General features: G+C 66.9%; 20 protein-coding genes. 9 read left to right on the top strand and 11 right to left on the bottom strand.

What is annotated here, in order from left to right:
* Positions 1-89 precede the first annotated feature (89 nt).
* From CEW88_RS12660 to CEW88_RS12650, 3 genes are all read right to left on the bottom strand, one after another.
* Positions 90-743 carry a YggS family pyridoxal phosphate-dependent enzyme gene (locus CEW88_RS12660; RefSeq protein WP_108967291.1) on the bottom strand — a complete coding sequence of 218 codons (654 nt, stop codon included), beginning with the start codon at positions 741-743 and terminating at the stop codon, positions 90-92.
* Positions 734-2206 carry a tetratricopeptide repeat-containing sulfotransferase family protein gene (locus CEW88_RS12655; RefSeq protein WP_108967289.1) on the bottom strand — a complete coding sequence of 491 codons (1473 nt, stop codon included), beginning with the start codon at positions 2204-2206 and terminating at the stop codon, positions 734-736. Before CEW88_RS12655 ends, CEW88_RS12660 begins: the two co-directional genes overlap by 10 nt.
* A 132-nt stretch (positions 2207-2338) precedes the next feature.
* Positions 2339-3322, bottom strand: a complete 984-nt coding sequence (locus tag CEW88_RS12650) for a porin (protein WP_108967287.1) — start codon at positions 3320-3322, stop codon at positions 2339-2341.
* Between the two features lie 302 nt (positions 3323-3624).
* Between CEW88_RS12650 and CEW88_RS12645 the strand changes: the two genes are divergently transcribed.
* Positions 3625-4122, top strand: coding sequence for a DUF3576 domain-containing protein (locus CEW88_RS12645; RefSeq protein WP_193989038.1), 498 nt, complete (start codon positions 3625-3627; stop codon positions 4120-4122).
* Between the two features lie 78 nt (positions 4123-4200).
* Here the strand turns inward: CEW88_RS12645 and CEW88_RS12640 are convergent, their stop codons facing one another.
* Positions 4201-5460 carry a glycosyltransferase gene (locus CEW88_RS12640; RefSeq protein WP_108967285.1) on the bottom strand — a complete coding sequence of 420 codons (1260 nt, stop codon included), beginning with the start codon at positions 5458-5460 and terminating at the stop codon, positions 4201-4203.
* Positions 5461-5669: 209 nt separating this feature from the next.
* Here CEW88_RS12640 and leuS point away from each other — a divergent pair, with 209 nt between their 5' ends.
* The 3 genes from leuS to holA are packed head-to-tail and all read left to right on the top strand — an operon-like array spanning position 5670 to position 9763.
* Entirely contained in the window at positions 5670-8240 is a 2571-nt protein-coding gene (leuS, locus tag CEW88_RS12635) for a leucine--tRNA ligase (RefSeq protein WP_108967283.1), read from the top strand.
* Positions 8227-8724 carry an LPS assembly lipoprotein LptE gene (gene lptE, locus CEW88_RS12630; RefSeq protein ID WP_108967281.1) on the top strand — a complete coding sequence of 166 codons (498 nt, stop codon included), beginning with the start codon at positions 8227-8229 and terminating at the stop codon, positions 8722-8724. Before leuS ends, lptE begins: the two co-directional genes overlap by 14 nt.
* A 10-nt stretch (positions 8725-8734) precedes the next feature.
* On the top strand, positions 8735-9763 hold the full coding sequence (gene holA / locus CEW88_RS12625; protein ID WP_108967279.1) for a DNA polymerase III subunit delta: 1029 nt from the start codon (positions 8735-8737) through the stop codon (positions 9761-9763).
* On the opposite strand, the gene CEW88_RS12620 is transcribed toward holA, so the two are convergent.
* From CEW88_RS12620 to pyk, 5 genes are all read right to left on the bottom strand, one after another.
* The gene (locus tag CEW88_RS12620) at positions 9760-10044 is read right to left on the bottom strand and encodes a YrhK family protein (RefSeq protein WP_108967818.1); all 285 of its coding nucleotides are present in this window, start codon (positions 10042-10044) and stop codon (positions 9760-9762) included. The genes holA and CEW88_RS12620 overlap by 4 nt on opposite strands.
* A gap of 82 nt (positions 10045-10126) precedes the next feature.
* Complete coding sequence (gene pheS, locus CEW88_RS12615) at positions 10127-11197, bottom strand: phenylalanine--tRNA ligase subunit alpha (protein WP_108967277.1); 1071 nt, start codon at positions 11195-11197, stop codon at positions 10127-10129.
* A 210-nt stretch (positions 11198-11407) separates the two neighbouring features.
* Positions 11408-11773, bottom strand: a complete 366-nt coding sequence (gene rplT, locus CEW88_RS12610) for a 50S ribosomal protein L20 (protein WP_108967275.1) — start codon at positions 11771-11773, stop codon at positions 11408-11410.
* A 17-nt stretch (positions 11774-11790) separates the two neighbouring features.
* A complete protein-coding gene (rpmI, locus tag CEW88_RS12605; protein WP_009504408.1) occupies positions 11791-11991 on the bottom strand; it encodes a 50S ribosomal protein L35 in 201 nt (66 codons plus the stop codon).
* A 181-nt stretch (positions 11992-12172) separates the two neighbouring features.
* Positions 12173-13618, bottom strand: a complete 1446-nt coding sequence (pyk, locus tag CEW88_RS12600; RefSeq protein WP_108967273.1) for a pyruvate kinase — start codon at positions 13616-13618, stop codon at positions 12173-12175.
* Between the two features lie 230 nt (positions 13619-13848).
* On the opposite strand from pyk, the gene CEW88_RS12595 reads away from it, so the two are divergent.
* Together CEW88_RS12595 and CEW88_RS12590 are read left to right on the top strand one after the other, a co-directional pair.
* Positions 13849-14586 carry an N-formylglutamate amidohydrolase gene (locus tag CEW88_RS12595; RefSeq protein WP_108967816.1) on the top strand — a complete coding sequence of 246 codons (738 nt, stop codon included), beginning with the start codon at positions 13849-13851 and terminating at the stop codon, positions 14584-14586.
* Positions 14587-14599: 13 nt separating this feature from the next.
* On the top strand, positions 14600-14914 hold the full coding sequence (locus CEW88_RS12590) for a DUF1244 domain-containing protein (protein ID WP_108967271.1): 315 nt from the start codon (positions 14600-14602) through the stop codon (positions 14912-14914).
* A gap of 83 nt (positions 14915-14997) precedes the next feature.
* On the opposite strand, the gene CEW88_RS12585 is transcribed toward CEW88_RS12590, so the two are convergent.
* The gene (locus tag CEW88_RS12585) at positions 14998-16128 is read right to left on the bottom strand and encodes an SRPBCC family protein (protein WP_108967269.1); all 1131 of its coding nucleotides are present in this window, start codon (positions 16126-16128) and stop codon (positions 14998-15000) included.
* A 211-nt stretch (positions 16129-16339) separates the two neighbouring features.
* Here CEW88_RS12585 and CEW88_RS12580 point away from each other — a divergent pair, with 211 nt between their 5' ends.
* Positions 16340-16957: a glutathione S-transferase family protein gene (locus tag CEW88_RS12580; protein ID WP_108967267.1), complete on the top strand. Its 618-nt coding sequence runs from the start codon at positions 16340-16342 to the stop codon at positions 16955-16957.
* Positions 16958-17190: 233 nt separating this feature from the next.
* The gene (locus CEW88_RS24890; protein ID WP_254694403.1) at positions 17191-17892 is read left to right on the top strand and encodes a phasin family protein; all 702 of its coding nucleotides are present in this window, start codon (positions 17191-17193) and stop codon (positions 17890-17892) included.
* A 67-nt stretch (positions 17893-17959) separates the two neighbouring features.
* On the opposite strand, the gene CEW88_RS12565 is transcribed toward CEW88_RS24890, so the two are convergent.
* On the bottom strand, positions 17960-18850 hold the full coding sequence (locus tag CEW88_RS12565; RefSeq protein WP_108967265.1) for a DUF6473 family protein: 891 nt from the start codon (positions 18848-18850) through the stop codon (positions 17960-17962).
* A 161-nt stretch (positions 18851-19011) separates the two neighbouring features.
* Between CEW88_RS12565 and CEW88_RS12560 the strand changes: the two genes are divergently transcribed.
* A complete protein-coding gene (locus tag CEW88_RS12560) occupies positions 19012-19887 on the top strand; it encodes a 3-hydroxybutyryl-CoA dehydrogenase (RefSeq protein ID WP_108967263.1) in 876 nt (291 codons plus the stop codon).
* Positions 19888-19913: the final 26 nt, after the last annotated feature.

The following is a 19913-nucleotide window of genomic DNA, read 5'->3' as shown; positions in this document are numbered from 1 at the left end:
GGGAAGGCCCCCAAAGCGGCCCCCCTTTGGCGCTGCGCGCTTCACCCCGGGATCGTTCCCGGCCAGAAGACGGGGCGCCGGGCCGGGTCTCAGCCGTAGTCGCGCTCGCCGAAGATCGCCGAACCGACGCGCACATGGGTGGCGCCGAAGGCGATGGCCTGCTCGAAGTCCGAGCTCATGCCCATCGACAGCCCGTCAAGCCCGTTGCGCTCGGCGATCTTCGCCAGCAGGGCGAAGTGCAGGCTGGGAGTCTCGTCCACGGGGGGGATGCACATCAGCCCCCTGAGCGGCAGGTCGAGGCCACGCACCTCCTTGATGAAGGCGTCGGCCTCGGCGGGAAGGATACCGGCCTTCTGCTCTTCCTCGCCGGTGTTGACCTGCACGAAGAGATCGGGACAGTGCCCCACCTCCTGCGCCAGCCGCGCCAGCGTGGTGGCGAGCTTCGGGCGGTCGAGCGAGTGGATCGCCGAGAAGAGCTGCATCGCCTGCCGCGCCTTGTTGCTCTGCAGCGGGCCGATGAGATGCACCTCGGCGTCGGGGAAGCGCTCCTGGAAGGCCGGCCACTTGCCGGCGGCTTCCTGCACCTTGTTCTCGCCAAAGAGCCGGTGGCCTTCCTCAAGCACCGCCTCGACGCGTTCGTTCGGCTGTACCTTGCTGACCGCGATCAGCTGCGCCGAGCCGGGCGCGCGGCCCGCCTTCTTCTCGGCCTTGGCAATGCGCGCCTTGATGTCGTTCAGTCCCATGGTTCCTCTCCCCAGGCCTCGATGAAAGGCGCCAGTTCGGTTTCGAATTTCTTCCAGGCCTGCGCCGAGCCGCGGTAGATCGGCTGGCGCGCCTGGCTGACGCTGAGCGTCTTCACCGCGCCCTGCGCCGCCTGCATGTCAAGGCAGGCGGGATCCCAGTCGAGCCCGGCCGCTGCGACAAGGGCGCGGGCCTGGGGCTCGGGGTCGGCGACCAGCGCCTCGTAGCGGATCTCGTGCAGGCGGCCGGGCAGGGCTTCTTTCCAATGCGCCACATTGGCGCGGAAGCGCTTGATGGCCGTTGCGATCTCGGACAGGTCGTTGGCGTAGCGATGAGTGCCCGTCACGAAGTGGTTCTTGTAGATCGACAGGGCGATATCGCGCGGGTCACGGTGCACCACGATGATCTTCGCGCCAGGCAGCGCGTGGTCCAGCAGGCCGAAGATCAGGTGGCAGAGGATCGATTTGTCGGTGATCGCCCCTTGGCTGCGCCCGGTGTCGCGGGCGGCGAGGCGCATGTACTGTGCGGCAAAGGCGGCGACCCGCTCGGGCGGTTCCTGTGCGATGAGGCGCATCTGCGCGCCGGCGCCGAAATAGCCGTAGGCAAGCTTCAGCGCGTGGCCCAACTCGCCGCCCGCCGAGACATCAGGATGGGCGCCGAGGATGCGCTCGACCAGCGTGGTGCCCGAGCGCGGCATGCCGGTGACGAAGATCGGGCGCAGGGCGGGGGGCGGTTCAACGGCCGGGGCAGAGACCAGCCCCACCTGTGCGCGGCGCACGGTGTCGAACTCGCGCGCCTGCGCGGCGCTGTCGAAAGGCGCGGCCTTGCGTTGCAGGGCGTTGGCGCGGGTGAGATAGGGGAAGACCTTTGCCGTCTGCCCGGTCTCCTCCATCACCTTGGCCAGCGCAAAGCCGAGGTGCATGCGCTGTCGGTCCGAAAGATCGCGCCGGGCCCAGAGCTTTTCCATGGCGCGCAGCAGCGGATCGCCGGCGGCGAGCTTCTTTGCGGCGAGGAAGATGCGGTAGAGCTCGGGCTCGTTCGGGTGGCGCTTGATCAGCGCGCGAAACAGCTTCTCGGCCTCGTCGAAGCGGCCCAGAAGCTGCAGGTAATGCGCCTTGTCGGCACGCGGCTTGATCGCCTTCGGCTCCGCGGCGATCTGCCGGTCGAGCGCGGAGAGCGCCGCTTCGGGCCGGTCCAGCGCGCGGTAACGCTCGACCGCGGTGGCGGTGACCTGCGGCTGCTCCGGGGCGAGCTCCACGGCGCGGTCGAGGTAACGCAGGCAGGCCTCTCGGTCGCCCTGCTCGTAGCAGATCTGCGAGAGCTGGAAGACGAGATCGGCGCGGGTCGGCTCAGAGGGAAGCACCTGCTCCAGCGCGGCGCGGGCCTCGCCGAGACGGCCCTTGGCAAGGGCGGGGCGGACCTTGTCGATCAGGCTGGCCTTTCGCGCGGCCGAAAGTGGCAGCATGGGGATCCCTCGTCGTTCATCCGGGTCCGTGCCCGGCGGTGATCTTGCGGGACCGTTCTGCCCGCTGAGGGCGCAAAAGAAAAGAGCGGGCCTAAGCCCGCTCTTCCCTAATCAGTCTAATCTCAGGTGAGATTAGAAGGACATTGCGAGACCCAGCGAGAACGAGTCGTCGTCGTCGCCGTTGCGCAGTTCGCTGTAGCCGTAGCCGGCCTGAGCAACGAGACCGCCGCCGAGGTCGTAGTTCACGGCAACGCCGTAACCCGACTGGTCGTCACCGTCTTCGAAGTCGTACTTGCCGTAGTTGACGCCCATCGACAGAGCGTTCATCGAGTAGCCGAGGCCAACGCCCCAGTGCTCGAAGTCTTCGCCAACTTCGTTGTTGATGTCGCTGTAGGTCGCGCCGACTTCGAAGCCGCCTGCGAAGCCAGCGGTCACGCCGAGGCCCCAAACGTCTGCGAAATCTTCGAGCGTCAGGTAAGCAACGCCAGCGTTCATGTCGATGCCGCCGAGGTCAGCTTTGTAGCCTGCACCGATCGACCAGATGGTGTCGCCGGAGTCAACGATGCCTGCGATCGAGTCATCGGGCTCTGCGCCGTCGTTGACTTGCTCAGCCGATGCCGAGAAGGTCAGGCCTTCGAAAGCGTAGTCGAAGCGAGCGATCTGGCCGTCGGAGCCGTTCACGCCACCGTCGAACTCTGCGCCGTCGTTGAAGCCGGCGTGGACGGTTTCGTCGTCAGCGATCGAGCCTGCGCCGCCGAGGTTCATCTCGGGAACGATCTTGTCGTATGCCGAGTCGGTGTCGCCCATGGTGAAGGTCGCGCCGCCGTACGAAACGAACAGTGCCTCACCGCCCTGCTGCCAGGGGTTGGTGAACGGCTTCTGAGCTTCGTCGAGGTCGATGTTCGCACCGAAGACCAGGCCGTTGTCGGCTTCGCCGGACATGGTGAAGGTCAGGTCGATGTCAGTGAAGAACTGAACTTCGTCGTTGCCCGGGTCGTTACGGGTTTCGCCGGGGTTGTAGATACCCATTTCGGCGTAACCGGACAGGGTGACTTCTGCCGAGGCGATGCCTGCGGTTGCAACCAGCGCGGTGGAAGCAAACAGAATCTTTTTCATTGTTTCCCTCATGTGTTCTAAGGCACGTACCAATCCGGGTAGCCCGGCCTTGATGGCCACTTCTATGCGCTCGGCCTGGTCGTTCTGGCAACCCGTCGCTGGGTCAGGCGCCCACGAAGCGAACCAGTGATGCCCAATTGCCACAAAGACATGACGGGCCCTTCGCGCCGCCGCCGCGAGCTCCCGCCGGTCCTGTCGGCGGTGTCCGGCGTGCAGCCAAAGCGCCGGATTGACGACTTGTGATAAGCGGGCCCGGCGAGTATGCAGGAGCAAAGAAGCAGACGGGCAGGAGCTTTGGTTTCATGGAATATAAGCGGTTTGCAAAAGCCGGCGCCCTGATCGTGGTTACGGCGGTCCTGGCTGCCTGCAGTCAGAATGGGGCCCGCCAGCCGGTGCAGACCCAGTCTGCTGACGCGCTCATGGAAGCCGATGTCTACGATGGCCGCGGGGCGCCCGACTCGACCATTTGGGACATTTTCAAGGCAAGTCCGGACGCCGGGCAGGTCGGCTCGGTGAACAAGTACATCTGGACCGCCTCGCTGCAGGTGCTCGACTTCCTGCCGGTGGAAAGCGTCGATCCCTTCACCGGGGTGATCACCACGGGCTATGGCACGCCCCCAGGCGGCGGTACCGCCTATCGCGCCACGATCCTCGTGTCGGACCCGGCGCTGGACGCGCGCTCGCTGAACGTGTCGCTGCAGACCCGCTCCGGCCCGGCCAGCGCCTCGGCGGTGCATGCGGTCGAGGATGCGATCCTGACCCGCGCGCGGCAGCTGCGGGCGGTCGACAGCAGGATCTGATCCCCAGCGGATCGCGACCACCGAGATGAAAAGGCCCGGACGCTTGTCCGGGCCTTCGTCGTTTCGGGGTGCGGCGGATCAGTCGCGCGGCGGGCGCGGCTCCAGCGCGGCGAGGCGGGTCACCCAGTCCACGTGCTTCGGCAGGCAATGGCGGCGCAGGTCATAGGTCCCCTGCACATGGGCACGGGCCGCCGCGCCGAGCCGGGCGCGGGTCGCCGGATCGTCGAGCAGGGCGCAGAGCCGGTCGATCAGCGCACCGCGATCGAAGAAACCGACCATCCAGCCGGTCTCATCCTCGGTCAGCGCCTCGCGCACCGGCGCTGTGTCGCTGGCAAGGATGGCGCAGCCCGCGCTCATCGCCTCGAGCAGCGACCAGCTGAGCACGAAGGGATAGGTCAGGTAGATGTGCACCCGGCTCACCTGGAGCATCGACAGGTACCGCCCGTAGGGCACCCGGCCAAGGAAATGCACCCGCGCCCAGTCCGCATCGGGGATCTGTCCGCGCACCTCATCGATGAAGATCTGCTTCCAGCTTTTGCTGTCCGGGGCCTTGGCGCCGTAGCTGACCTCGTCGCCGCCGATCAGCACGATCCGGGCGTTCGGGCGGCGGCGCAGGATCTCGGGCAGGGCGCGCATGAAGATATGATAGCCGCGGTAGGGCTCGAGGTTGCGGTTGATGAAGGTGATCACCTCGTCGTCGCGGGTCAGCACCTCGCCGCCGTCCAGTGTCAGCCGCGCGTCGGGGCTCGGCGCCACGAGATCGGTGTCGATGCCGTCGTGGGCGACGGTCAGCCGGTCCTGCCAGGCCGCGGGAAAGGTGCCCGCCTGGAACCGTGTCGGGCTGATCCCGGCGTCCATGACCTCTTCGTGCATGCGGTTGTTGAGATTCTTCATGCGGATCCGCTGGGCGTCGCGCAGCGACGGGTCCTTGGCGAACTCCGGATCGAAGCTCAGGAAGTCGGGCGAGGTCCGGTGGTAAAGCTCGCAGTAAAGCCCGAGCCGGGCCTCGGGCCACACGTCCTTGAGGAACAGGCTCTCGCCCCAACCGTGGTGCGCCAGAATCACGTCGGGCATGTAGCCCTGCGTCTTCAGCGCAAGCGCCGCGTTACAGCAACTCACGCCGCGCAGGATCTTGGTCTCGAAGTCGGTGAGATAGGGGTGGATGCCCTGGGTGCTGCTGCCGCGGATCTGGTAGGGCAGCACCTCCACCCCGTTCCAGGTGGTCGGCTCCTTGACCTTGGGAGTCAGCGCGGTGACCTCATGGCCGAGCCGGATGAGTTCGGGGGCGAGATGCTTGTACTGCCCAGGGAAATTCTGGTGGATACAAAGGAGCTTCATCGGGCTACATTCTTTTTTTGACTATTCGGTCAATGTTTCATGCGTGCCGGCTTCGGCCAATACAGTAATGCAGGACACGGCAATATTGCGGTGCCGAGGTTGCGGAAATGTCGCCTGCATCCCCTCCTGTCGGAGACCGGGCACTGGACGTCCGGCGGGGGCTGCCCTATCACCCGCCAAGACCCATCCGCTCCGAGGGACAAGAGATTATGTCGCGCTACGACCCCGCCACGATCGAGCCGAAATGGCAGGCCGCCTGGGAAGACGCCCTGACCTTCAAGGCCACCCGTTCGGCCGATAAGCCGAAATACTACGTGCTCGAGATGTTCCCCTATCCCTCGGGCCGTATCCACATCGGCCACGTGCGGAACTACACGATGGGCGACGTGATCGCCCGCTACAAGAAGCAGAACGGCTTCAACGTGCTGCACCCGATGGGCTTCGACGCCTTCGGCATGCCGGCCGAGAACGCTGCCATGGCCTCGGGCGGGCACCCCAAGGACTGGACCTATTCGAACATCGACACGATGGTCGCGCAGATGAAGCCGCTCGGCTTCGGGCTCGACTGGTCGCGCATGTTCGCGACCTGCGATCCGGAATATTACGGCCAGCAGCAGGCGCTCTTCCTGGACATGCTCGACAAGGGCCTCGTCTACCGCAAGAACGCCGTGGTGAACTGGGACCCGGTCGACATGACCGTGCTCGCCAACGAGCAGGTCGAGAACGGCCGCGGCTGGCGCTCGGGCGCGCTGGTCGAGCGCAAGGAACTCACCCAGTGGTTCTTCAAGATCTCCGACTTCTCGGGCGAGCTGCTCGATGCGTTGGATACGCTCGATGACTGGCCCGCGAAGGTGAAGCTGATGCAGGCGAACTGGATCGGCCGCTCGCGCGGCCTGCAGTTCTCCTTCGACACCGTCGCCGCCCCGGCCGGTTTCGAGAAGATCGAGTGCTACACCACGCGCCCCGACACGCTGCACGGCGCCTCCTTCGTCGGCATCTCGCCCGACCACCCGCTCGCGAAAGAGCTCGAGAAGGACAACGCCGAGCTCGCCGCCTTCGTTGCCGAGTGCCGCCGCATGGGCACCTCGGAAGAAGAGCTGGAAAAGGCCGAGAAGCGCGGCTTCGACACAGGGCTCAAGGTCCGTCACCCGTTCGATCCGAATTGGGAACTGCCGGTCTACATCGCCAATTTCATCCTCATGGATTACGGCACGGGCGCGATCTTCGGCTGCCCGGGCCACGACCAGCGCGACCACGACTTCTGCAGCAAGTACGGCCTGCCGATCGTCGAGACCTTTGTCCCGCTCGAGGGCGAGATCGACATCCAGGCCGAGCCCTTCGTGCCCGCCAAGACGGAAAAGGTGCGCTACACCCGCCTCGTCGCCGGGACCGAAGTGCAGACCGGTGAGGAGGGCGTCAACGCCGCCGTCGACTTCTGCGAGAAGAACGGCATCGGCGAAGGCGTGACCAAGTACCGCCTGCGCGACTGGGGCCTCTCGCGCCAGCGCTACTGGGGCTGCCCGATTCCCGTGGTCCATTGCGAGGCCTGCGGCGTGGTGCCCGAGAAGAAGGAAAACCTGCCGATCAGCCTGCCCTACGACGAGGACGGCAAGGCGATCGACTTCTCGGTGCCCGGCAACCCGCTCGACCGCCACCCGTCGTGGCGCGACTGTGCCTGCCCGTCCTGCGGTGCCCCGGCACGGCGCGAGACCGACACCATGGACACCTTCGTCGACTCGAGCTGGTACTTCGCCCGCTTCACCTCGCCGCGCGCCGAGACGCCGATGGACATGGCCGAGGCCGAATACTGGATGAATGTCGATCAATACATCGGTGGCATCGAGCACGCGATCCTGCACCTGCTCTACTCGCGCTTCTTTGCCCGCGCGATGAACCTCACCGGCCACCTGCCGGAAAAGAGCAAGGAGCCGTTCAAGGCGCTCTTCACCCAGGGCATGGTGACCCACGCGATCTACCAGACGCGCAATGCCGACGGCCGCCCGGTCTACCACTACCCCGAGTCGGTCGAGCTGAGGGACGGCAAGGGCTTCCTCGAGGACGGCACCGAGGTCGAGATCATCCCCTCGGCCAAGATGTCCAAGTCGAAGAACAACGTCGTCGACCCGGTGGCGATCATCGGCCAGTACGGCGCCGACACCGCGCGCTGGTTCGTGCTCTCGGACAGCCCGCCCGAGCGTGACGTGGAATGGACCGCGTCGGGTGCGGAAGCGGCCTCCAAGCACCTCGCCCGGGTCTACCGGATCGCCGCCGAGATCGCCGCATCCGATGCCCCCGCCGGGGCCGAGGATGCCGCCCTGCTGCGCGAGATGCACAAGGCGATCCACGACGTGACCATGGGCGTCGAGAGCTTCGGCTTCAACGCGGCCATCGCCAAGCTCTATGCCTTCACCGCCGTGCTCGGCAAATCGCAGGCGGGCGCTGCTGCCAAGAAGGAGGCGGCCAAGGTCCTCGCGCAGCTCATGTCGCCGATGACCCCGCACCTGTCCGAGGAAATCTGGCATCTGCTCGGCGGCGAGGGGCTCATCGCCAACGCGCCCTGGCCCAAGGCCGACGAGGCGATGCTGGTCGAGGACAGCGTCACCCTGCCGATCCAGGTCAACGGCAAGCGCCGCGGCGAACTCACCGTTCCCAAGGACATGGCCAAGGAAGAGATTGAAAAACTCGTCCTCGCGCACGAAGCTGTGGTGCGGAGCCTCGAAGGGGCCGCCCCGAAGAAGCTCATCGTTGTGCCTGGCCGGATCGTCAATGTGGTCGCTTGATCGAAGAACCCTGCTTGCAGCCTGCGGCGCCCTGGCGCTCGCGGGCTGTGGCTTTGCCCCGGCCTACGGGCCTCAGGGCGGCGGGCAGAAGCTGCTCGGGCAGATCGCCTTTGCCGATCCCGACTCGCCCGACGCCTATCTCTACACCCGCCGGATCGAGGAACGGCTCGGCCGCGCCGCGCCCGGCGCGCCCTACCGGCTCGACACCTCGTTGAGGACCGAGACCTCGGGGCACGGCTCGCTCGCCGACGGCAACACCACCCGCATCCGGGTGATCGGCACCGCGTACTTCACGCTGCGCGACGCCGTGACGAACGAGGCGCTGACCTCCGGCGACACCTCTACCTTCACCGGCTATTCCACCACCGGCTCGACCGCCGCCACCCAGGCCGCCGAGCGCGACGCCGAGGAGCGGCTGATGCTCATGCTGGCCGACCGGGTCATCGACCGGCTGCTGCTGGTCGCGGCGGACCTGCCGCAGTGACGGGGGTCTCGTGAAACTCGGCGGGCGCGACGCACAGGCCTTTTTCCGCAAGCCGGACCCGACGCGCTCGGGCGTGCTGCTCTACGGCGAGGACGCCATGCGCGTGGCGCACCGGCGGCAGGAGGTCATCACGGCCCTTGTCGGCCCCGAGGCCGAGGCCGAGATGCGCCTGACCCGCATGGGCGGTGCCGACCTGCGCAAGGACCCGGCGCTGCTGCTCGACGCTGTGAAGGCGCAGGGCTTCTTCCCCGGACCGCGCGTGGTCTTCGTCGAGGAGGCGACCGACGGGCTTGCCAAGACCATGGGCGCGGCGCTGACCGACTGGCGCCCGGGCGATGCGCAGATCATCGTCACCGCCGGACAGCTCACCGCGAAATCCGCCCTCCGCAAGCTCTTCGAGGCCGCCCCCGACGCGCTGGCCATTGGCATCTACTCGGACCCGCCGGGCCGTGACGAGATCGAGGCCGCGCTGAAGAAGGCCGGTCTCACCCAGGTCGACCGCGCCGCCTTTGACGCACTCGAGCATCTCGCCCGCGCGCTCGAGCCGGGCGACTTCCGGCAGGTGCTCGAAAAGCTCGGGCTCTACAAGCTGGACGATCCCGCGCCGCTCACCCCCGAGGAGGTGGCCGCCTGCGCCCCCGCCTCGATCGAAGCCGAGCTCGACGACATCCTCAACGTGGTCGCCGAGGGTCGCTCGCCCGAAATCGGACCGCTGATGCAGCGGCTCGAAGGGCAGGGGGTCGCGCCGGTCACGCTGCTGATCATGGCGATGCGCCACTTCCGCGTGCTCTACGCGCTCGCCTCGGCCCAGGGTGGCCCGCAAGCCGGGGTGCAACGCCTGCGCCCTCCGCTCTTCGGCCCGCGCCGCGACCGGATGCTGCGCCAGGCCTCGGGCTGGACTGCCGACCGGCTCGAGGATGCGCTCTCGATGCTGATGGAAACCGATCTCTCGATCCGCTCCGCCGGCGCCCGCGCCCCGGCCATGGCCCTCGTCGAGCGCAACTTCGTGCGCCTCGCCTGGCTCGCCTCGCGGCGCTAGCCGTTCCGATCGCGATCTGCCAGCCTCTCGATCTGCCCCATCCGCCAGAGCTTGATCTCGCGCGCCAGCCGCAGCGAGGGCTTCACCATGAAGAGCACCGAGCCGACGGTGAAGAGCCAGATGGCGGCGGTTTCGTACTGCTTCCAGAAGAACAGCACCGAGCCGATGGTGAAACAGAGCGCGGCGCCGAAATCCACCGCCGTATGGGCGATCTCGAAAAGCGCGTAGACGCGCCGCGTGTCCGCGTTACGCTCGCGGTTGCGGTGATCGAAGAGCTTCATGAGCCCCAAGATGGCGCAGGTTTCAAAAAGGAAAAGGCCCGACGCGGATGCGCCGGGCCCCAATTCCCTGCCATACCCGCGCTTAGCGCGACAGGCCGCCATGCAGCGTCGGCACATCGAGCGAGGCAAAGCCATAATGGCGCAGCCAGCGCAGATCCGAATCGAAGAAGGCGCGCAGGTCGGGGATGCCGTATTTCAGCATCGCGATCCGGTCGATCCCCATGCCGAAGGCAAAGCCCTGCCATTCGCTCGGATCGATCCCGCCGGCCTGCAGCACCTTGGGGTGCACCATGCCCGAACCCAGCACTTCCAGCCAGTCGTCGCCTTCGCCCACGGTGACCGAGCCGTCCTTCCACTGGCATTGGATGTCCACCTCGGCCGAGGGTTCGGTGAACGGGAAGTGCGAGGCACGGAAGCGGGTTTTCACCGAGCGGCCGAAAAAGGCCGAGAAGAACTCTTCCAGAACCCACTTGAGGTTCGCCATGGAGATGTCCTTGTCGATGGCAAGCCCCTCGACTTGGTGGAACATCGGCGTGTGGGTCTGGTCGTAATCGGCGCGGTAGACGCGGCCCGGGCAGATGATCCGCGTCGGTGCGCCGCCGGCTTCCATCGAGCGGATCTGCACCGGCGAGGTATGGGTGCGCAGCACGTGCGGCGGGCGGTTGTCGCCGTCTTCGCGGTGCATGTAGAAGGTGTCCATCTCGGCGCGGGCAGGGTGGTGGCCGGGGATGTTCAGCGCGTCGAAGTTGTACCAGTCGGTCTCGACCTGCGGGCCTTCGGCGACGGCAAAGCCCATGTCGGCGAAGATCGCGGTGCATTCCTCCCAGACCTGGCTGACCGGGTGGATGCTGCCGACGCGCCGGTTGCGGCCGGGCAGGGTCACGTCGAGCCATTCCGCCTGCAGCCGCTCGTTCAACGCGGCATCTGCCAGCGCCGCCTTCTTGGCGCCAAGCGCCGCGTTGATCTCATCCTTCAGCGCGTTGAGCTTCGGCCCCATGAGCTGGCGCTCCTCGGGGCTCATCTTGCCGAGGCTCCGCATCTGAAGGCTGATCTCGCCCTTCTTGCCGACGGCCTGCACCCGCAGATCCTCAAGCGCGGATTCATCCGCCGCCTTGCCAATCAGGTCGATATACTTGTCGCGCAGGTCGTCCATTCCGGGCCTCTTCCGAGCATCTCTTCGGGTCCGTCCACTACCGGCTGCGGGTCCGGCGCGCAAGCCTGCGCCGCCCGCCATGTTCGTCTAGGTGCAAATATCCCGGCGGAGCGGCCGCAGGCAGCGGGGGCCGAGACCCCACGCGCGCGCAGAACGAAAAACGCCGCCCCCGAAGGAGCGGCGTTTCGAAAGTCAGCCGTTGGCGCCCGATCAGGCGGCCAGCGCGCCCTTCGCCTGGTCGACGATGGCGTTGAAGGCGTCCGGCTCGTGCACGGCGAGGTCCGCCAGCACCTTACGGTCAACTTCGATGCCAGCCAGGTTCAGGCCGTTGATGAACTTCGAGTAGGTCAGAGCCTCGTCATGTGCGCGCACTGCCGCGTTGATCCGCTGGATCCACAGGGCGCGGAAGTTGCGCTTGCGGTTCTTGCGGTCGCGGGTCGCGTACTGGTTGGCCTTGTCGACGGCCTGGGCTGCAACCTTGAAGGTGTTCTTGCGGCGGCCGTAGTAACCTTTGGCTGCCTTGATGACCTTCTTGTGACGGGCGTGGGTGACGACACCACCTTTGACTCGTGCCATTGTTCAGCTCTCCTTTATCAGCGGTCGTAGGGCATGTAGCCCTTGACGATTTTCGCGTCGGGAGCCGACAGCGTGGTCGTGCCGCGCGCGTCGCGGATGAATTTCGTGGTGCGCTTGATCATGCCGTGGCGCTTGCCGGCCTGACCAGCGACGACCTTGCCGGTCGCGGTGACCTTGAAGCGCTTCTTGGCGCTCGACTTTGTCTTCATCTTGGGCATTTTCGTCTCCTTAACGAAGTGCGTACAGGCGCGACTCGGCATGCCGCAATGGGCCGGCCGCGCGGTTAGAGGCGCCCCTATAGGCGGGGGGCCTGATATTTGCAAGCCGGAATCGCCTCCGGAAGGACCGGCAGCGGGGCCCGCGCCGACCAGCAGCGCGGGCCCCGCTCCCGGGGAACGATCACTCGGGGTCGGTCGAGTAGATCAGCCGCTCGTCGCAGGGGGCAACGCGCAGAATGTTGGTGGTGCCCGACATGTTGAAGGGCACGCCGGCGGTGACGATGATATGGTCCTCTGTGCCGGCATAGCCCTGCGCCCGCGCCGCGCGCGCGGCATTGACCACCGCCTGCTTGAAGCGCTCGAGCTCGCCGGTCATCACGCAGTTGGTGCCCCAGGTCAGCGACAGCCGCCGCGCCGTGCCACGCAGCGAGGTCATCGCGATGATCGGCACCCGCGGGCGCTCGCGCGCGACCAGCGCCGCGGTGGTGCCCGAGGAGGTGAAGCAGCAGATCGCCTTGACGTTGGCGGTCTCGGCGATCTCCCGCGCTGCCGCCACGATGCCATCGGCGACGCTGGTGCGCTGGATGTTGCGCGAGTTCTCCATGACCTCGGTGAAGGTCGGGTCGTTCTCGACGCTGATGGCGACGTTGTTCATCGTCGTTACCGCCTCGACCGGATATTGCCCGGCGGCGGATTCGGCCGAGAGCATCACCGCGTCGGCGCCCTCGTAGATCGCCGTCGCCACGTCCGAGACTTCCGCGCGCGTGGGCATCGGGCTCTCGATCATCGATTCGAGCATCTGGGTCGCCACGATCACCGGCTTGCCGGCGGCGCGGCACTTGCGGATCAACCGTTTCTGGATGGGCGGCACCGCCTGCACGGGAAGCTCGACGCCCAGATCGCCGCGCGCAACCATGATGCCGTCCGAGACCGCGAGGATCTCGTCAAAGGCCTTCACCGCCGAGGGCTTCTCGATCTTCGACAGGATGGCGGCGCGGCCGTCGCAGAGCTTGCGCGCCTCCTCCACGTCCTCGGGGCGCTGCACGAAGCTCAGCGCCAGCCAGTCGACGCCGAGCGCCGCAGCAAACTCGAGGTCGGAGCGGTCCTTCTCCGACAGCGCCGCCAGCGGCAGCACCACATCCGGCACGTTGACGCCCTTGCGGTTCGAGATCGTGCCGCCCGCCTCGATCACGCAGTTGGCGAAATCTTCGCCGCATTCTTCGACCCGCATGCGGATCTTGCCATCGTTGACAAGCAGGTGCGCGCCAACGCTGAGCGCCTGGAAAATCTCGGGATGGGGCAGGCAGACGCGCTTGTCGGTGCCCGGTGTCTCGTCGAGATCGAAGCGGAAGGTCTCGCCCCATTCCAGCTCTTCCGAGCCGTTGGCAAATTCACCGACACGCAGCTTCGGTCCCTGCAGGTCGGCCAGGATGGCGATCGGGCTGTCGAGATCCTTCTCCACCTGCCGGATGGCGCGGTGCAGCTTGGTGATGTCCTCGTGGCTGCCGTGGCTCATGTTCAGGCGGAACACATCTGCCCCTGCCTCGTGCAGCGTGCGGATCATCTCGTAGGTGTTGCTGGCCGGCCCGAGCGTGGCCACGATCTTCACTTTGCGCAAACGTCTCATCTGGGACTCCTCGACCTCGTGCCGCGGCCGCGCCGGGCCGCCTTGCTGCAGAGCAGCGTATTCTCATTCAGAATAGTGGTTCAAAGTTAAACCAACCACCCTCGTCACAGTTAGGTTATCGCTAACAGTCGCGCCTTTTATCGCGGAATTCCCTTCCCGGCGCAACTGATCTAGAGAGGTCCTATCACGTCACGTGCTCCCAAGACATGGCGGCAGACTGCGAAGCGATTATGACCCACACGCCATTCCACATCGAAGGCGCCACGCGCAAAGGCCGCTTTCTCGTCACCTGCGACCATGCGACCAATAGCGTGCCGGCAGAGCTCGGGGGAAGCCTTGGCCTGCCGCCCGAGGACATGGCCCGCCACATCGCCTACGATATAGGCGCGCTGGGGACCGCCCGTGCCCTGGCCGAGGCGCTCGACAGCCCACTGGTCTGGTCCGATTTCTCGCGCCTCGTCATCGATCCCAACCGCGGCGAGGACGATCCAACGCTGCTGATGCGGCTCTACGACGGCTCGATCATCCCCGGCAACCGCCATGCGGATGCGGCCGAGCGCCAGCGCCGGATCGAGGCCTACTGGCGGCCCTATCACGCTGCCGTCGCCGGGCTGTTCGAGGCGCGCCCCGAACTGGCGCTGGTCTCGGTGCATTCCTTCACCCCGCAGCTGCGCGGGCGCCTGCCGCGGCCGTGGCACCTGGGCATTCTGCATGCCTGGGATGCCCGGCTATCTGACGCGCTGCTTGACGTGCTCGCGCAGCAGCCCGATCTGGTGGTGGGGCGCAACGAGCCTTACCCTGGCCATCTGCCCGGCGACGCCGTGCATCGCCACGCCCTGAAACACGGCCGCCACAACACGCTGATCGAGCTGCGCAACGACCTCGTTTCCGAGCCCGAGGCGCAGGAAGACTGGGGCCGCCGCCTCGCGCCCTTGCTGAAGACCGCGCTGGCCCGCGCCCCCGACTAAGAGGAGAGAGACCATGGACGACCAGACCCGCATCGAGCTCGAGGCTGCCGCCTTCCGCCGGCTGCGCCAGCACCTGATGCAAGACCGCCCCGATGTTCAGAACATCGACCTGATGAACCTCGCCGGGTTTTGCCGCAATTGCCTGTCGCGCTGGTACGAGGAAGCCGCCACCGAGCGCGGACTCGAGATGAGCAAGTCCGAGGCCCGCGAGATCTTCTACGGCATGCCCTACGACGAGTGGCGCGCGCAGAACCAGACCGAGGCGAGCCCCGACAAGCAGGCCGCCTTCGAGAAGTCCTTCGCGGAAAACGTCACCGACAAGAAATGAGCCGCGAGGCCCGCGCTTTCTTCTAGCCGGGAAAATCGCACAGGGGGCCGGGGGGCGAAGCCTTCGGTCCCTTTCTCTCGGCTTCAGTGCGCCTCGGGAATCTTCCCGGCAATCCACCGCGCGAACTCGTAGTTCGGCCGCTCGAGGTGCGACAGCGCCCCGGGCGCGGCAAAGCGCGATTGCATCCCCTTCCAGACCCGCTCGGTACAGCCCCGGTCCTCGTCATTCACCGCATCGAGCAGCGCCTTCAGCGCGGTGAAATGCGAGGCCGCTTCGGGGTCGGAGATGAAATCCGGGTGCAGCCCACCGCCGAAGAGGATCTTCACGTGGCCCGGTCCATCGGGGGTCAGGCAGAGGTACCAGAAATAGCCCGGCGTCAGGGTGATCAGCAGCGACGGGTAGACCGCCAGCAACCAGGTCCGGTAACGCTCCTCGCCCCGGAGCGTGGTATTGCCGGGATGGGCGATCGATAGGGCGATCGAGTCGTCCTTCAGGATGTGGTGGTAGTTGAAGCCCTCGAATCCCTCGGGGCAGGTCATCTTCCTCAGATCCACGGCGCCGCCGATGGTGCCGCCATGGCACATCGGCAAATGGTAGCTCTCCATGAAGTTCTCGGCGAGGATCTTCCAGTTGGTGCCCCAGCGGTGCTCCTCGCGAAAGGTCTCGACGTAGTCTTCCATCGCCAGGTAGCCGACAAGGTCATCGACCTCGCGCAGCGTATCGCCGGGCTCGGGCAGGTCCGGGTCGAGGGTGACCATGATCCAGCCCTTCCAGTCGACGCAGCGGACCTGCGGCAGGCGGGTGCTCTCCTTGCAGAAGCTGCCGTTCAACTCCATCGCCGGGGCACCGCGCAGCGACCCGTCGAGGTTGTAGCTCCAGGCGTGGTAGGGACAGGTGATGGTGCGGACGTTGCCGCGCCCCTCCAGCAGCACTGACATGCGGTGGCGGCAGACGTTGGACAGCGCCCGCAGCAGCCCCTCGCGGTCGCGCAGCACGACGATCGGCTCTCCGGAGATCTCCAGCGTCAGGTAGTCGCCCGGCGCCTTCAGCGCATCGACACGCCCGGCGCAGAGCCAGCTCTTGCCGAAGACATGTTCCTGCTCGAGCCCGAGGAACTCCTCGGAGGTATAGACCGAGACCGGCATGGCCTGCGCCATCTCGAAGGGCACCGCGACGTTGGCGCGCAGTTCGGCAACGGGGTCGTACAGGGTCATTCTACGCTCCGATGCGGCTTCGCAGAGCCGTTTAGAAACCGTTAACGGACGGCGCGCAACGAGCCTGCAAAACGCGCGCCCGTCAAGTCCAACTGCCGCGCCTTGGCGCAGGCGGTATCACGTGCGGTGATCGGGGGGCGCACGAAACAGCGTTTGACCGTCCCCGCGGGGACGGCGATGACGTGTTGCGAGCATTCACGGGACAACACATATGACGACGATCACCCTCTACGGACACCCCGACAGCGGCCACGCCTGCAAGGTGGCGCTGGCCCTCGCCCTGGCCGGGATCGCGCATGAGACCGTCTTCGTCGACATCTGGGCCGCGCCCGAGACCCGCCCCGCCGCCTTCCTCGCGGCCAGCCCGCTGGCGCAGGTGCCCGCGCTGGTGATCGAGGGCGAAGCAATGACCCAATCCGGTGCCATCCTGCTCGAGATCGCCCGCCGCTGGCAGGTGCTGGGCGGCGAGAGCGCCGCCGGGATGCGCCGTGGCGCCGAACTTCTGATGTGGGAGGCGAACCGCATCGGCATGTGCCTGCCGCAACTCATCGAGGCGCGGCGTCCCCGCGGGGACAGCTTTCCGGGGGGCACCGTGGCGTGGCTCACCGGGCGCTACGAGACCGACCGAGACAACTTCGCCCGGCTGCTGGGCAAGGGGCCTTTCTTCCACGGTGATGCCCCGGGGATCGGAGACTGTGCCATCTGGGGCTACGTGCAATGGCTCGACAAGGCCGGGGTCGCGCCCTCCGAGGCGATGACCGGCTGGATCGGGCGCATGCAGGCCCTGCCGCAGATGCGTCCCCGCGGGGACAGCTGGTTTCCGGCCTGAGCAGGGCGGGACTGCCGCGCAACCTTGAGGTGAGTTAGTCCGCTGCGCCGGCCACCCGATCCTTGCCATGGTCTTGCCGTTCGGGCGGCAGCGCCCCGCGCGTCGGCGGAGCAATGCCGCATTGCAGAGCAAACTGCGACAAATTGCCTTTAAGCCAGGGGTGCAACGTCCCGTTGGAGACTGTCCTGTGGTAAGGGTGGGGCAAATCTATCCTGCTTGGAAGGAGCCCAGACATGGATAAGCCGACCCCCCGCAAGACCACTTCGCGCAGCCAGTCGACCGCGTCGCGGGGCACCAGCCCACGCCGCCGCACTCCGGCGAAACCGGCAGATGTGACCCCGGCCAAGACTGCAACTTCCGTGACAAAAGAGACACCTGAGACGGTTGCCGCCGCCCCGGCGTCGGCCCCCGAAACGCCGCACACCCCCGCTCCCGCGCCGGTGGAGGCAGCTGCCCCCACACCCGCCGCGCCCGCGCCCAAGCCGCTGCCCACGCCGCCACGCAGCGTCGCGAAACCCGCCGAATCGAGCGAGCCGACCGCCGAGCCTGCCGCCAAGGCGGCCTCGAAGCCCGCCGCTCCGAAGACCGCCGCCCCGAAACCGGCCGCGTCGAAGCCGGCATCCAAACCGGCTCTCGCTGCCGCTGCGACGGTGGCGCCTGTCGAGCGCAGCGTGCGCATGAGCTGGGATCTCGAGCCCTATGCGGCCACCGCCCTGGTCGACACCATGCTCGACATCGGCGCCGAGCTGCAGAGCTTCACGGCCGAGCGGGTGCGAGAGGACGTGGCGACCCAGCACAGGATGCTGCACTGCAAGACGCCCGGCGAGCTGATCCACATCCAGAGCGCCTTCTTCCAGAAGGCTAGCGAGGATTACCGCGCCCATTGGGGGCGCCTCGCGGAACTGGGCAACAAGCTCTCGATCTTCCCGACCTGAGCTTGCGAGCCCCGTCCCGTCCGCTCTGCGGGCGGGCGCCCTCCGGCGTGCTGCTCAGGGGTATCGCTCAGGCGCGCTGGGCGAGGAGGCGGGCGAGGGTCGGGCTCAGCGCTTCGGCGATCTCGGCATGTCCGGCGGGGCTAAGTGCCTCGGCGGCGGCCGCGGCCTCGAAATCGGCAAAGACCATCCCCTCGGTCCCGGCCGTCAGTGCGGCGGCAGAGAGCGGCCGGTCGAGCAGCGCCGCGGCCCGGGGGCGGAGTGCCTCGAGCATGCCGCGTTCGATGAAGAGCGGGGCGGGGGCAAGCGCGTTCACATGGGTGTCGGGCGGCGGGTGACCAGCGGCCCAGACCAGCACGGCCCGCCCGCCGAGCAATGTCAGCAGGTGCTTCATCCGGGCCACCCAGGCGAGCCGCAGCTCGGCGGTGACCTCGGCAAAGCGCTTTTCCGATACCTCGCGCAGCCGGCCCAGCATGTGCAGCGTGAAATGGAACTCGGTGAAATCGACCTCGGGAAAGAGCTGCTGCAACCGGTCCGAGGCGCGCAGGAAGCGATCGTTGCGCCGCGGGTGCACGCCGTAGAAGCGGTTCGACATGTTCTGCGCCCCCATCACCTGGATGACGCAGAGCTCGGCGCGGGCGGCAAGGTTCAGCACCGCCGGGTCGCCGAGGTAGAGGTCGATCCCGGCGTTCACCACGCCGAGGTTGACGCAGGGCAGGGCGCCGGAAGGCTCCGCCTCCCCGCTCTCGGTGCCGGTCCTCTTTGCCCCTTCCGCCAGTGCGCGCTCGACCAGCGCCGGGAAGGGCGCCGTGACGAAACGGCCAAGGGTCTCGGCCCCGCCGAGGAAGGCAATATAGGGCGCGTCGAGAGCGCGCTTCGGCCCGCGGAACAGCAGGCGCGAGCGGCCATAGCGACAGGGAAAATACTCCAGCGCACCCTGAAAAGACCCGGCAACGGACATGACGCCCCCCATTCTGATTCCCATTCACCCGAGGTCAGGATCAACACCCCGTCCCAACAATTCGCTAATGCGAAAATGCAGGCAAAAATTGCAGCACCCCCGCTTGCGGCGGGCTGGCGCGGGGGCATAAGGTTGCCGCGCATCAGAGCAGGATAGGGCGCATGGAAATCAAGAGCATCGGTGTCATCGGCGCGGGTCAGATGGGCAATGGCATCGCCCATGTCATGGCGCTTGCGGGCTACGAGGTGCGCCTGTCGGACGTCAGCCAGGAGGCGCTCGACGCCGCGCTGGAGCTGATCACGCGCAACCTCGACCGCCAGGTCAGCCGCGAGAAGATCTCGAGCGAGGCCCGCGATGCTGCGCTGGCCAAGATATCCACGACGCTCGACAAGGTCGAGATCGCCCATACCGACCTGGTGATCGAGGCCGCCACCGAGCAAGAGGCGGTGAAAACCAAGATCTTCGAGGGTCTGGTGCCGCACCTGCTGCCGCACACGATCCTGACCTCGAACACCTCCTCGATCTCGATCACCCGGCTCGCCTCGCGCACCGACCGGCCCGAGAAGTTCCTCGGCTTCCACTTCATGAATCCGGTGCCGGTGATGCAGCTCGTCGAGCTGATCCGCGGCATCGCCACCGACGAGCCGACCTACAAGGCCTGCCTCAAGGTGGTCGAGAACCTCGGCAAGACCGCCGCCTCGGCCGAGGATTTCCCGGCCTTCATCGTCAACCGCATCCTGGTGCCGATGATCAACGAGGCGGTCTACACGCTCTACGAGGGCGTCGGGAACGTGCGCTCGATCGACATGGCGATGAAGCTCGGCGCCAACCACCCGATGGGCCCGCTCGAGCTGGCGGATTTCATCGGCCTCGACACCTGCCTTGCGATCATGAACGTCCTGCACGACGGGCTTGCGGACACCAAGTACCGCCCCTGCCCGCTGCTCACCAAATACGTCGAGGCCGGCTGGCTCGGCCGCAAGACCAAGCGCGGGTTCTACGACTACCGCGGCGACGAGCCGGTTCCGACGCGCTGAGGCGCCGCGCACCGCCCGGAGCTTCT

Source organism: Alloyangia pacifica (assembly GCF_003111685.1).
Taxonomy (GTDB): Bacteria; Pseudomonadota; Alphaproteobacteria; order Rhodobacterales; family Rhodobacteraceae; genus Salipiger; species Salipiger pacificus_A.
Note: the sequence above shows the minus strand (reverse complement) of the source record. Positions and strands in the feature narration are given on the sequence as shown.